Annotated in this window: 13 protein-coding genes; 9 read left to right on the top strand and 4 right to left on the bottom strand. The window is 68.0% G+C overall.

The genetic code is table 11. The features are described from left to right. Window positions 1–30: 30 nt before the first annotated feature. The 3 genes from ACTIFS_RS07330 to trpS all read right to left on the bottom strand — a co-directional run bounded on the left by ACTIFS_RS07330 (window position 31) and on the right by trpS (window position 2,614). Window positions 31–606, bottom strand: a complete 576-nt coding sequence (locus ACTIFS_RS07330; protein WP_439573402.1) for an RES family NAD+ phosphorylase — start codon at window positions 604–606, stop codon at window positions 31–33. A gap of 3 nt (window positions 607–609) precedes the next feature. After that, the gene (locus ACTIFS_RS07325) at window positions 610–957 is read right to left on the bottom strand and encodes an antitoxin Xre/MbcA/ParS toxin-binding domain-containing protein (RefSeq protein WP_439573401.1); all 348 of its coding nucleotides are present in this window, start codon (window positions 955–957) and stop codon (window positions 610–612) included. Between the two features lie 619 nt (window positions 958–1,576). Further along, the gene (gene trpS / locus ACTIFS_RS07320; RefSeq protein WP_439573400.1) at window positions 1,577–2,614 is read right to left on the bottom strand and encodes a tryptophan--tRNA ligase; all 1,038 of its coding nucleotides are present in this window, start codon (window positions 2,612–2,614) and stop codon (window positions 1,577–1,579) included. Between the two features lie 147 nt (window positions 2,615–2,761). Between trpS and ACTIFS_RS07315 the strand changes: the two genes are divergently transcribed. Together ACTIFS_RS07315 and ACTIFS_RS07310 are read left to right on the top strand one after the other, a co-directional pair. After that, on the top strand, window positions 2,762–3,667 hold the full coding sequence (locus ACTIFS_RS07315; RefSeq protein WP_439573399.1) for a TIGR01459 family HAD-type hydrolase: 906 nt from the start codon (window positions 2,762–2,764) through the stop codon (window positions 3,665–3,667). A 4-nt stretch (window positions 3,668–3,671) separates the two neighbouring features. Next, window positions 3,672–4,646, top strand: a complete 975-nt coding sequence (locus ACTIFS_RS07310; RefSeq protein WP_439573398.1) for a heparan-alpha-glucosaminide N-acetyltransferase — start codon at window positions 3,672–3,674, stop codon at window positions 4,644–4,646. Window positions 4,647–4,963: 317 nt separating this feature from the next. Here ACTIFS_RS07310 and ACTIFS_RS07305 read toward each other — a convergent pair whose 3' ends face one another. Beyond that, window positions 4,964–5,560 (bottom strand): DNA-3-methyladenine glycosylase I, encoded by a 597-nt coding sequence (locus tag ACTIFS_RS07305; RefSeq protein ID WP_439573397.1) that lies wholly within the window; start codon window positions 5,558–5,560, stop codon window positions 4,964–4,966. A 155-nt stretch (window positions 5,561–5,715) separates the two neighbouring features. On the opposite strand from ACTIFS_RS07305, the gene ACTIFS_RS07300 reads away from it, so the two are divergent. The 7 genes from ACTIFS_RS07300 to ACTIFS_RS07270 all read left to right on the top strand — a co-directional run bounded on the left by ACTIFS_RS07300 (window position 5,716) and on the right by ACTIFS_RS07270 (window position 12,354). After that, window positions 5,716–6,894 (top strand): ABC transporter substrate-binding protein, encoded by a 1,179-nt coding sequence (locus ACTIFS_RS07300; protein WP_439573396.1) that lies wholly within the window; start codon window positions 5,716–5,718, stop codon window positions 6,892–6,894. 237 nt (window positions 6,895–7,131) lie between these two features. Next, entirely contained in the window at window positions 7,132–8,055 is a 924-nt protein-coding gene (locus tag ACTIFS_RS07295; protein WP_439573395.1) for a branched-chain amino acid ABC transporter permease, read from the top strand. Between the two features lie 4 nt (window positions 8,056–8,059). Then, window positions 8,060–9,034, top strand: a complete 975-nt coding sequence (locus tag ACTIFS_RS07290; RefSeq protein ID WP_439573394.1) for a branched-chain amino acid ABC transporter permease — start codon at window positions 8,060–8,062, stop codon at window positions 9,032–9,034. Window positions 9,035–9,281: 247 nt separating this feature from the next. Continuing rightward, entirely contained in the window at window positions 9,282–10,037 is a 756-nt protein-coding gene (locus tag ACTIFS_RS07285) for an ABC transporter ATP-binding protein (protein ID WP_439573393.1), read from the top strand. Further along, on the top strand, window positions 10,034–10,558 hold the full coding sequence (locus ACTIFS_RS07280; protein ID WP_439573392.1) for a MarR family winged helix-turn-helix transcriptional regulator: 525 nt from the start codon (window positions 10,034–10,036) through the stop codon (window positions 10,556–10,558). Before ACTIFS_RS07285 ends, ACTIFS_RS07280 begins: the two co-directional genes overlap by 4 nt. Window position 10,559: 1 nt before the next feature. Further along, complete coding sequence (locus tag ACTIFS_RS07275; RefSeq protein WP_439573391.1) at window positions 10,560–11,261, top strand: ABC transporter ATP-binding protein; 702 nt, start codon at window positions 10,560–10,562, stop codon at window positions 11,259–11,261. A 13-nt stretch (window positions 11,262–11,274) separates the two neighbouring features. After that, window positions 11,275–12,354 carry a D-TA family PLP-dependent enzyme gene (locus ACTIFS_RS07270; RefSeq protein ID WP_439573390.1) on the top strand — a complete coding sequence of 360 codons (1,080 nt, stop codon included), beginning with the start codon at window positions 11,275–11,277 and terminating at the stop codon, window positions 12,352–12,354. The last annotated feature ends 2 nt before the right edge of the window (window positions 12,355–12,356 follow it).

Genomic DNA, 12,356 nt, shown 5'->3' with positions numbered 1-12,356 from the left:
GGCTCGTGCACGGATCGTACGGGCGATCGCCTATCGGTTATGGCGCTTCGCCCAGCCGGCCCAATCCACCAGGCCATGATTGTGGACGGCTTCCATGGCCGTCGGAGGCACGCGGTCGCAGAAGAGAATGACGTTGCTGCACGCCCATCGGGCATTGGGAACGATGAGCCCGTCGAACTCGAGAAAATGCGCGACCTCCGCGATATCCTGGGAGCGCGGATACTCGTCGTTCCTCGCCTCGTAGGAGAGCTGACCATACTTTGCGGTATCAAGCCCAAGCGCGGCAAGCGCCGCCAGGTCGACCAGGCGAAGCGCGCGTTCGAGGGCCACGGACAGCTCGTGCAATTCGTAGCGCACCTGGGAGGGGAAGACCGGCTGTCCGCGGCCGAGATGAAAGAACATCTCGGCGACGGCGCCGTCGCGTTCGGCCGCCGTATACAGCACGTCGAACGTGCCATCGTCCCAGCGCCCGCCCGACCGGGCACAGTCGATCGGCGATCGGCCCTCCCTGACCACGCGCCACACCGTCCCCTCGAAACGGGCCGGTCGATGGGCCTCGATCGCGTCGATGAGGGTGTTGTCGCGGCGGCGTCGGACCGGGGCCATCGACTACAGAAACACGTCGTTGTCCAGGCGATCGATCACCTTCAGGACGTCGATCGTCCGCTCCTGGTTGATCAGGTCGATGGCCCGCTCGCCATTCAGCTGCGGATGGCGCGCATGCAACCATGTGCGCACCTCGTCCGGCGAATAGTAGGTCTGCAGCCGCGCAACCACGTAGTGGAGGTCTGACAGGATCAACTCGTTGCGCGGGATCGGCTTGATGTCGCCGGACTTCCAGCGCGACACAGTCGCCTTGGACACGTCGGTAATGTTGGCGATGTCGGTGCCTTTCAGGCCTCCAAATCGGCCGATCTCTTCGAGGAAACGGGGGACTGCTGCCAGCATGACACTCATCGTTCATTCCTGGAGTTCATCGAATCGGGCGGGCTGCGCGATTCGCACGCGGCGCGCCCTTGCCACCACTCTCATCCAGGTCGCCGCGGGCATGTTCGAGCTTCCCAATGGGCCGCAATGCGTAGTGCGATCAAGCTCCCAGACATGGCGCGTTCCATTCGCGTTTCACAGATCAATGATATGAAACACCTTTGTGCACGTCAAGGAAGCGGGTGTCCCAGAAGGCCTCCGGCCCTGCCCCTGAGCTTTTCCTCCATAGCGAAGTAAAAGTCCGGCGGCACTGGCGCGCTTCAAGGCCACTGGCGAGGGCTGGCGCCTCGCCATGGCCGCTGTCTTGGGGGAGGCCAGCACCGGCCTCATCGAGCGCCTGAAGCGCGAGCGGGGATCGTCGGCTGCGCGCGGCGCCCGCCATCGCAAGTGATCGGGCGCTGCGGTTCCAGCCCCACCCTGACCCTCCCCGCTTCGCGAAGAGGGAGACGACACCGTCGCGATCCGGCCCTGACCGTCGAGCCAGGTGCAACTGCTGTCAGTGAGAGCACAACGCCAAAGTCCCCCTCTCCGTGCGGCGGGGAGGGTGCGGGTGGGGCCGACTGATACGCCGTGGCGGCGGGCCGCTGGCCTACCCCCTCACGAAGCCGACAATGTCCTTCACCGAATCCATGACCGGCCTGGCGATGGCGCGGGCGCGCGCCGCGCCGTCGGCCAGAATGCGGTCGATCTCGGCGGGGTCGGAGACGAGCCGCTTCATCTCGCCGGTGATCGGGGAGAGCCGCGCCACCGACAGGTCGGCCAGGGCCGACTTGAAGGTGGAGAACTGGCCGCCGCCATATTCGGCGAGCACGTCGGCCTTGGTCCGGCCGGCGAGCGCGGCGAAGATGCCGACGAGGTTGTCGGCCTCCGCGCGGCCCTTTAGGCCCGCTTCCTCGCTCGGCAGCGGCTCGGGATCGGTGCGCGCCTTTCGCACCTTCTGGGAGATGGTGTCGGCATCGTCCACCAGATTGATGCGCGAATAGTCAGACGGGTCCGACTTCGACATCTTCTTGGTGCCGTCGCGCAGGCTCATCACCCGCGTCGCCGGCCCCATGATCACCGGCTCGGTGACGGGGAAGAACCCGTCGCCATGGCCGAGCTCGGCGATGCGGGCGGCATAGTCGTTGTTGAACTTGATGGCGATGTCGCGGGTCAGCTCCAGATGCTGCTTCTGGTCGTCGCCCACCGGCACGTGGGTCGCGCGATAGGCGAGGATGTCGGCCGCCATCAGGCTCGGATAGGCGAACAGGCCGAGCGAGGCGTTCTCCTTGTCCTTGCCGGCCTTCTCCTTGAACTGCGTCATGCGGTTCATCCAGCCCATCCGCGCGATGCAGTTGAAAACCCAGGCAAGCTCGGCATGCTCGTGAACCTGGCTCTGGTTGAACAGGATCGAGCGCCTGGGGTCGATGCCGGCGGCGATATAGGCGGCCGTCACCTCGCGGATCGCCTTCTGCAGCGCCTTCGGGTCCTGCCACACCGTGATGGCGTGCATGTCCACCACGCAATAGATGCAGGCGTGCGTCTCCTGCATGGCGACCCAGTTCACCAGCGCCCCGAGATAATTGCCGAGGTGCAGGTCGCCCGAGGGCTGCATGCCGGAAAAGACGAGCGGCTTGAAGGTCGCCATGGCCGTGAAAGTCCTGAAACGATGCAGCAAAGGCCGCATGGAAGGCGGGTTAACTCGCATGGAGCGGGTGGCGATTCAAGCGTCCGGGGCGGTTGGTAGCCGCCGGCGGTCTTGACCGGCGCGGGGCGCGCTTCTAACCCCTCGACCATGACCCAGATCCTCGCCACCCGGTCGATCGACGCCGCCTCCGTGGTCCTGCCGCCCGAGATCGGCGGCCTGAAGGACATTGGCGGCCGCTACGACCTCGTCTTCTCCGACGTCTGGGGCGTGCTGCACAACGGCATGAAGGCCCATCCGGCCGCCTGCGAGGCGCTGGTCGCCATCCGTCGGCAGGGCGTGCCGGTGATCCTCCTGACCAATGCGCCGCGCCAGGCCCCGGTCGTCACCGGCCAGCTCGACCGGCTGGGCGTGCCGCGCGCCGCCTATGACGCCATCGTCACCTCCGGCGACATCACCCGCGATGTAATGCGCACGCGGCCCGGCGAGCCGGTGCACCATATCGGCCCGCGGCGCGACCTGGTGATCTTCGAGGACATGGACACCCGCCTCGTCTCCATCGAGGAGGCGGCCTATGTGGTCTGCTCCGGCCTGGTCGACGACCGGGTCGAGACGCCCGACGACTACCAGGAGCGGCTGGAGCGCATCCGCGCCCGCAACCTGTTCTTCGTCTGCGGCAACCCGGACAAGGTGGTCGAGGTCGGCCACGACCTCATCTTCTGCGCCGGTGCCATCGGCGATCGCTACCACGCGATGGGCGGCGAGGTGCTCTATGCCGGCAAGCCCTTCGATCCGGCCTATCTTGCCTGCCACGAGGCGGCGCGGCGCATTCTCGGCCGCGAGACGCCGGCCGACCGGGTGCTCGCCATCGGCGACGCCATGCGCACCGACGTCGCCGGCGCCGTTCGCATGGGCTACGACAGCCTGTTCCTCGCCGAGGGCATCCATGCCGAGGGCGTGCTGACCCCCGAGGGCATCCATGCCGAGGGTCTTGCCGCGCTGATCGCCGAGACCGGGCAGCATCCGCGCTGGGTGATGCGCAAGCTCGTCTGGTAGGGCGATGACCGCCACCGGCGCCGCCGCCCCTCCGCCGCGCCTGCCGCTGGTCGATGTCGCGCGCGGCGTGGCGATCATGGCCATGGTGGTGTTCCATTTCGCCTTCGACCTGTCGCAGTTCGGCCTGATCGCCACCGACATCGCGGGCCATCCCGGCTGGCGGTTGTTTGCCGGCAGCATAGGCGGCTCGTTCCTCGCCCTGGTGGGAGTGAGCCTGGTGCTTGCAGCCCGCGGCGGGCTTGACCGCATGGCCTTCCTCAGGCGCCTCGCCATGGTGGCCGGCGGCGCCGCGCTGGTGACGGCGGCGACGCTCCTCGCCGTCCCGCATGGCTGGATTTTCTTCGGCATCCTGCACCTCATCGCTGTTGCCAGTGTTCTCGGCCTCGCCTTCCTGCGCCTGCCCGCCGCTGTCGTCGCGCTTGCCGCCGTCGCCGCCTTCGCGCTGCCCTGGCTGGTCGCCCATCCGGCACTTGACCAGCCCTGGCTGCTGTTCACCGGCCTCAGCCGGGTCGGCGTGACCACGGCCGACTTCTACCCGCTGCTGCCCTGGTCAGGCTTCGTGCTGGCCGGCATGGCGGCGGCCCGCTTCGCGGTCGACAGGGGGCTCGATGCGCGCCTTGCCGCGATCCGGGCGGAGGGGCGGCTGCCGCGCCTCATCGGCCGGGCAGGGCGCCACAGCCTCGCCATCTATCTCATCCACCAGCCCGTGCTGATCGCCCTCGTCTGGATGCTGGCGCAGGTCCTGCCGACCGCGCCGCGCGCGCCGGTCGACGACGATGCCCGGCCGTTCCTGGCAACCTGCACCCAGACCTGCATGCAGGCCGGCAAGCCGGCCGACCTCTGCCGGTTCTCCTGCACCTGCGTGATCGACGGGCTGAAGCGCGAGACCATCTGGCCGCGCGTGCTGGCCGACCGGCTCAGCCCCGCAGATCAGGAGCGAACCGCCGCGATCGCCCGCACCTGCCACGGCGGGGAGTAGGGGGCGCCGCCGGGATTGTGCGTCCTTCGAGGCTCGACCGTTCCGGGCTCGCACCTCAGGATGAGGAGGTGAGGCAACCTGTATCCGGGGCCAGTTTCGGAGGCTGCTCTGGCGCAGCCGCCGTGCCTCGACAGCACGGGTGCCGGGCACTCCCTCCCCATCCTGAGGTGCGAGGGCGTCAGCCCGAGCCTCAAAGGACGCAGAATCGCTCTGCAGGGCACCGGACGCACGTTCCGAACATACCCGTTTCATAGCAAACCAGCGTCACGCTGGTCAAGCCATAAAATCCTAAATCAGAAAAAAATCTTCAATCAATCTCACCCCAGCGCCTTCACCTCGGCGTGACGGAAGCAGCCGGTCATGTGATCGTTGGTCATGCCGACCGCCTGCATGAAGGCATAGACGATGGTCGGCCCCACGAAAGTGAATCCGCGCTTCTTCAGGTCCTTCGAGATCGCCTCGGCCACCGGCGTCTGGGTCGGCACCTGCGACCGGTCGCGGAAGTCCGGCTGCAGCGGCCGGCCGTCGACATAGCCCCACAGATAGTCGGAAAAGCCCTCGCCGCGGCCCATCATGTCGCACCAGATGCCGGCCGACTTCACCGTGCCCTCGATCTTGGCGCGGTTGCGGATGATCCCGGCATCGCCCATCAGGGCCGCGACCTTGTCCGGCCCGTAGCTGGCGATCACCTCCGGCCGGAAACCGTCGAACACCGCCCGGAAATGCTCGCGCTTCCTCAGGATGGTGATCCACGACAGCCCGGCCTGGAACCCGTCCAGGATCAGCTTCTCGAACAGCGCCCGGTCGTCCCGCTCCGGCACGCCCCAGTCGGTGTCGTGATAGGCGACATAGAGCGGGTCGTGGCCAGGCCACCAGCAGCGGGGCTTGCCGTCTGCGTGATCGGTGAGCAACATTCGGTCCTCCTGCCGATTTATTTTACACTTAAAATATTTTGCGCAGGTGGGGTTGTTCGCGAAAGTTTCGCGGCGATAATGATTTTGCATCGGCCGCGACCACGGACAAGCCCGGGCCGGCCTGGAACCGGACGTATCCCGGTGGGAGGTTGTCGATGAAGCGCATTCTCGTTCCCCTGGCGCTTGGCGCCGCTGCGGCGCTGGCCGCTCTGCCGGCCATGGCGCAGGAGCCGATCCGGATCGGCGTGATCCAGACCCTATCCGGTCCTGCTGCCGTGCTCGGTCAGCAGGCGCGCGACGGCCTGCAACTGGCCATCCGTCAGCTCGGCGGCAAGATCGCCGGCCGCGACGTGCAGGTCATCGTCGTCGATGACGAACTGAAGCCGGACGTCGCCGTCCAGCGCGTCCAGGCCCTGATCGACCGTGACCGCGTCGACTTCGTCGTCGGCCCGATCTTCTCCAACATCCTGCAGGCGATCCACGCCCCCGTGGTCAATTCGCAGCGCGCCTTCCTGATCAGCGCCAATGCCGGCCCGTCCAGCTATGCCGGCCGCGGCTGCCACGAGAACTTCTTCGTCACCTCCTACCAGAACGACCAGGTCCACGAGGTGCTCGGCGCCTATGCCCAGCGCCAGAACTTCCAGAAGGTGTTCCTGCTCACCCCCAACTACCAGGCCGGGCGCGACGCCATGGCCGGCTTCAAGCGCCATTTCCGCGGCCAGATCGCCGACGAGGTCTATACCCCCCTCGGCCATCTCGACTTCTCCGCCGAGCTCGCCCGCATCGGCTCGTCCGGCTCCAATGCCCTGTTCACCTTCATGCCCGGCGGCATGGGCGTGAACCTCGTCCGCCAGTATTCGCAGGCCGGCCTCACCCAGCGCATTCCGTTCCTGTCGGCCTTCACGGTGGACGAGAGCACGCTGCCGGCCCAGCAGGATGCGGCCATCGGCATGCTCGCCGGCATGACCTGGGCGCCCAACATGGACAATCCGCAGAACAGGAAGTTCGTGGCGGATTACGAGGCCGCCTTCGGCCATGTCCCCGGCTCCTACGCCATGCAGGCCTATGACGCGGCCATGCTGATCAACAGCGCGGTGACCGCCACGGGCGGCAACCTCACGGACCGCGCCGCCGTGCGCGCCGCCCTGCGCAAGGCCGACTTCACCTCGCTGCGCGGCCGCTTCCGCTTCGCCAACAACCATTATCCGATCCAGGACTTCTACCTCGTGCGGGCCGCCAAGCGGGCCGACGGCAAGTTCCAGACCGAGATCGTGGAGCGCATCTTCGAGAACTACACCGACGTCTACGCCGCCCAGTGCCCGATGCGGTGGTGACCTGACCATGCCTTGCGCAGCGGGCCTTTCGTCCTTCGAGGCTCGCTGCGCTCGCACCTCAGGATGAGGAGGTGGGAGACCGGCATCGAACGCATCGGCAGTGCAGCCGGTGCGACCCTCTCGCGCTGTTGCAACGCTCCACCCGCCTCATCCTGAGGTGCGAGCGCAGCGAGCCTCGAAGGACGCAACCCGCCGATGCAGGGCGGGCGGTCCGAACGTCTCGATCACCGGCTTGCGATGTCCTCCACGCTCCTCATCGTCCAGACGCTGAACGGCCTGCAGCTCGGCATCCTGCTGTTCCTGATCGCGGCCGGCCTGACGCTGGTCTTCGGCGTCATGGATTTCATCAACCTCGCCCACGGCGTGCAGTACATGCTGGGCGCCTATCTGGCCGCCATGTTCGTCGCCTGGACCGGCAATTTCGCGCTCGGCCTCGTGCTCGCCCTGCTCTCCGCGCTCGCCTTCGGCCTGCTGCTGGAGGTGCTGGTCATGCGCCACCTCTATGATCGCGACCATCTCGAACAGGTGCTGGCCACCTTCGGCCTGATCCTGTTCCTGAACGAGGGCGTCAAGATCGTCTGGGGCGCGGCCCCGCTGCAGGTGCCGATGCCGCAGGCCCTCTCCGGCACCGTCCAGATCGCCGAGGGCGTCGCCTATCCGGTCTGGCGCTTCGCCATCATCGCCTCGGGCCTTGCCGTGGCGCTCGGGCTCTATCTGGTGGTGGCCAGGACCCGCGTCGGCATGCTGATCCGGGCCGGCGCCTCCAACGCGCCGATGGTCTCTGCGCTCGGCATCGACATCCGCCGCCTGTTCATGATCGTCTTCGGCTTCGGCGCCATGCTGGCGGGCTTTGCCGGCAGCATGGCCGCGCCCGTCTTCTCGGTCGAGCCGGGAATGGGCGACAACCTGCTGATCCTTGCCTTCGTGGTCATCGTCATCGGCGGCATCGGCTCCATCCGCGGCGCCTTCGTCGGCGCGCTGCTGGTCGGCCTCGTCGACACGCTGCTGCGCTCCTTCTCGGTGGATCTGCTCAGGCTGGCCGGCATCCCGCCATCGGAGGCGCGCACCATCGGCCCGGCCATTGCCTCCATGTCCATCTACATCCTGATGGCCGCCGTGCTGTTCTTCCGGCCGACCGGCCTGTTCCCGGCCCGGGGCTGAGCCGATGGCCGATTTCTCCGTTCCCGCCGCGGCCACGCCGGCGCCCCGGCCGCTCTGGCGGCGGATCTGGCTTCCCGTCCTGGTCTTCGCGCTGCTGGCGCTGGTCCCCTTCATCTGGGGCGAGCGCTTCATTCTCGGCCTCGTCACCCGCGCCATGATCATGGGGATCGCCGCGCTCTCCCTCGACCTGATCCTCGGCTATGGCGCGATGGTCTCGTTCGGCCATGCCGCCTTCCTGGGGCTTGGCGCCTATGCGGTGGCGATCCTGTTCTCCCACGATATCGTCGATGCGGCGATCGCCTTCCCGGTGGCGATCCTGGCCGGTGCGGCCTTCGCCCTCGTCACCGGCGCCATCTCGCTGAAGACCCGCGGCGTCTATTTCATCATGATCACGCTGGCCTTCGGACAGATGGCCTATTTCACGGCCACCAGCCTGTCGCCCTATGGCGGCGATGACGGGCTGCGCATGTTCCACCGCTCGGAACTGTTCGGCACGAAGGTCTTCGCCAGCGATTTCACCTTCTACTTCGTCGTGCTGGGCACGCTCATCGCCTGTTTCCTGCTGCTGCGCGCCATCGTCGCCTCGCGCTTCGGGCGGGTCCTGCGCGGCGCCAAGGAGAACGAGCGGCGCATGCGCGCCCTCGGCTTCGACCCATTCCGCTACCGCCTCGCCGCCTATGTGATCTCGGGCGCCATCTGCGCGCTGGCCGGCGCCCTGTTCGCCAATCTCGGCATGTTCGTCGCCCCGGCCTATATGACCTGGCAGCGCTCCGGCGAGTTCATCGCCATGGTGGTGCTGGGCGGCATGGGCTCGCTGGTCGGCCCCATCATCGGCGCCATCGGCGTCACGCTGGTGGAGGAATGGCTCGCTGCCATCACCCAGCACTGGAAGGCCCTGTTCGGCCCGATGGTCGTGCTGGTCGCCATCTTCGCGCGTGGCGGCATCGTCAAACTGCTCGACCGGGGAGGAGGCAGATGACCCAGCGCCTCCGCCACAGCCGCCATACCGGGCCGAGCGGGCACTGCACGATCAACCGTTGTCCCCGACCGACCGTGCGCTGCATCCTCGACCGTCATCCCCGGCCGACCGAGCGTAAGCGAGGGAGGGGAAGGGGATCCAGACTGGCCTCGATTAGGCAGCCAGGGGGGCTGTTCTGGACCCCCTTCCCTCGGCCTGCGGCCTCGCCGGGGGTGACGGGCGCCGGCACTGGTGCGGGAGCCCCACGATGACCGCGCCCATCCTGTCCCTGCGCGACCTGCACAAGTCCTTCGGCGCGCTGAAGGTGACCGATGGCGTCTCGCTCGACATCGGCGCGGGCGAGCTGCACGCCATCATCGGCCCGAACGGCGCCGGCAAGACCACGCTGATCGGCGAGATCACCGGCGAGGTGCCGCTGGATTCCGGCACGGTCAGCTTCGCCGGCGAGGACATCACGCGCCAGCCGGTCCATGCCCGCGCCCTCAAGGGGCTGACGCGCTCGTTCCAGATCACCCAGATCCTGCCCGGCTTCACGGTGCTGGAAAACGTTGCCATCGCCGCGCAGGCCCATGACGGGTCCTCGTTCCGCTTCTTCCGGCCGGCCGGTGCCGAGACGCGGCTGAACGACCGGGCCTTCGCCGCCCTCGGCCAGGTCGGCCTTGCCGGCCGGGCCGGGGCGCCGGCCGCCAGCCTCTCCCACGGCGAGAAGCGCCAGCTGGAGATCGCCATGGCGCTGGTCTCGGAACCGCGCCTCCTGCTGCTCGACGAGCCCATGGCCGGCATGGGCCGGGAGGAGACGGAGCGGCTGGTCGAGGTGCTGGGCGGCCTTAAGGGCCGCTATCCCATGGTGCTGGTGGAGCACGACATGCACGCCGTCTTCCGCCTCGCCGACCGCATTTCGGTGCTGGTCTATGGCCGGCTCATCGCCTCCGGCACGCCCGACGACGTCAGGGCCGACCCGGCGGTGCGCGAGGCCTATCTCGGGGAGGAGGACTTCGCATGAGCGACACCGACCTTCTGGCCCCCGTGGATGCCGAGACGCGGCTCGCCCACCAGCCCGACGATGCCCGCCCCGAACTGCGCCTGTGGCTGCGCCTGCTCACCTGCACGACCATGATCGAGCGGGAGATCCGCCGGCGCCTCGCCGACCGCTTCCACATGACGCTGCCGCGCTTCGACCTGCTGGCCCAGCTCGACAAGGCGCCGGACGGCATGACGCCCGGCGAGATTTCCCGGCGCATGATGGTCACCAACGGCAATGTCACCGGCCTTGTCGCCCGCATCGCCGAGCAGGGCTATGTCGAGCGCCGGCGCGATGCCAGCGATGGCCGCGTGCAGCGCATCGTCATGACCGAGAAGGGCCACCGCGACTTCGCCCGCATGGCCCGCGAGCATGGCGCCTGGGTGCGCGAACTGCTCTCCGGCCTCGAGCCCGGCGAGCGCGAGGTGCTGATGAGCCTGCTGGCCCGTACCAAGACGAGCGTCGCGCGGGCCTCCGCGCCGCGGGTGGAGGCGGCGGAATAACATGCTGACCGTCTCCAACCTTGAGGCCGGCTATGGCGACGTGCAGGTGCTGTTCGGCGTCTCGCTGGGCGTCGCCGATGGCGAGGTGGTGACCCTTCTCGGCCGCAACGGCATGGGCAAGACCACCACCATCAAGGCGATCTTCGGCCTCGTGAAGCCGTCTGCCGGCGCCATCGCGGTCGACGGCGTGGCGCTGGCCGGTGCCCCGCCCTTCAGGGTGGCGCAGGCCGGTCTCGGCCTCGTGCCGGAGGGCCGGCAGATCTTCCCCAACCTCGATGTCGAGGAAAACCTCGTCGCCACCGCCGCCCGCCGCGAGGGCCGCGCGCAGCCCTGGACGCTGGAGCGCGTCTATGCGTTCTTCCCGCGCCTGAAGGAGCGCCGCCGCAACATGGGCAACCAGCTCTCCGGCGGCGAGCAGCAGATGCTGGCCATCGGCCGCGCGCTGATGACCAATCCGAAGCTCCTGGTGCTCGACGAGGCGACCGAGGGGCTCGCTCCGGTGATCCGCGCCGAGATCTGGGCCTGTCTCCAGCGCCTGAAGCAGGACGGCCAGTCGATCCTGGTCATCGACAAGAACGTCGATGCTCTGGTCAAACTCGCCGACCGGCACCTGATTCTGGAAAAGGGCCGGATCGTCTGGGAAGGGACCAGCCGCGATTTCATCGCCAGTCCCGACCTGAAGGACCGCTACCTCCACGTTTGAACGGGACGCCGCCATGACCACGCCGCTCGCCGCAACGATCGCCCGTGAATACGGCACGCCCGCCGTGGTCATCGACATGGACCGGGTGGAGGCGAACATTGCCCGCGTGCAGGCCCAGTGCGACGCGGCGGGAATCGCCAACCGCCCGCACATCAAGACCCACAAGAGCCCCGAGCTTGCGAAGCTCCAGGTCGCGGCTGGAGCCAGGGGCATCACCTGCCAGAAGATCGGCGAGGCCGAGGTCATGGCCGCGGCCGGGCTCGACGACATCCTGATCAGCTACAACCTCCTCGGCGAGGAGAAGATGCAAAGACTCGGCCGTCTGCTTCAGACGGCTACCGTGACGGTCGCGGCCGACAACGCCACGGTCATCTCCGACCTGCCCAAGGCCGCCGGCCTTGCCGGCCGGCCGCTCGGCGTCGTCATCGAATGCGATACCGGCCGCAAGCGTGCCGGCGTGGAGACGCCCGCCGAGGCGGTGGAACTGGCACGGCTGGTGGCGGCCTCGCCCGGCCTCGCCTTCAAGGGGTTCATGATGTACCCGGCCGAGGACGGCTGGCCGGAGGCGCAGAAGTTTCTCGACACGGCGCTTGCCGGCATCGGCCTCGACGGGCTCGAGGCCGAGATCGTCTCCACCGGCGGCTCGCCCAACCTGAAGAATCTCGGCCGGCTGAAGGGCGCGACCGAACATCGGCCGGGCACCTATATCTACAACGACCGGATGCAGATTGCCGCCGGCGTCGCCAGTCTCGATGACTGCGCGCTGATGGTCTATTCCACCGTGGTCAGCCGGGCAGGTCCCGAGCGCGGCATCCTCGATGCCGGCTCCAAGACGCTGACCTCCGACACTGGCGGCCTCGACGGCCACGGTTTCATCCTGGAGCACCCGGAGGCGAAGATCGCCCGCTTCGCCGAGGAGCACGGCTTCCTCGACCTGTCGAAATGCAACGAGCGGCCGAAGGTCGGCGACGTCTTGCGCATCGTGCCGAACCATGTCTGCGTCGTGGTCAACATGGTCGACGAGGTGGTGATGGTGCGCGGCGGCGAGATCGTCGGCACCCTTCCCGTCGCTGCCCGCGGCAAGCTGCGCTGACG

The sequence above is a fragment of the Phreatobacter sp. genome (assembly GCF_051860605.1).
GTDB lineage: Bacteria > Pseudomonadota > Alphaproteobacteria > Rhizobiales > Phreatobacteraceae > Phreatobacter.
The sequence above is the reverse complement of the archived record's forward strand: the minus strand, read 5'-3'. Positions and strand labels throughout refer to the sequence as shown.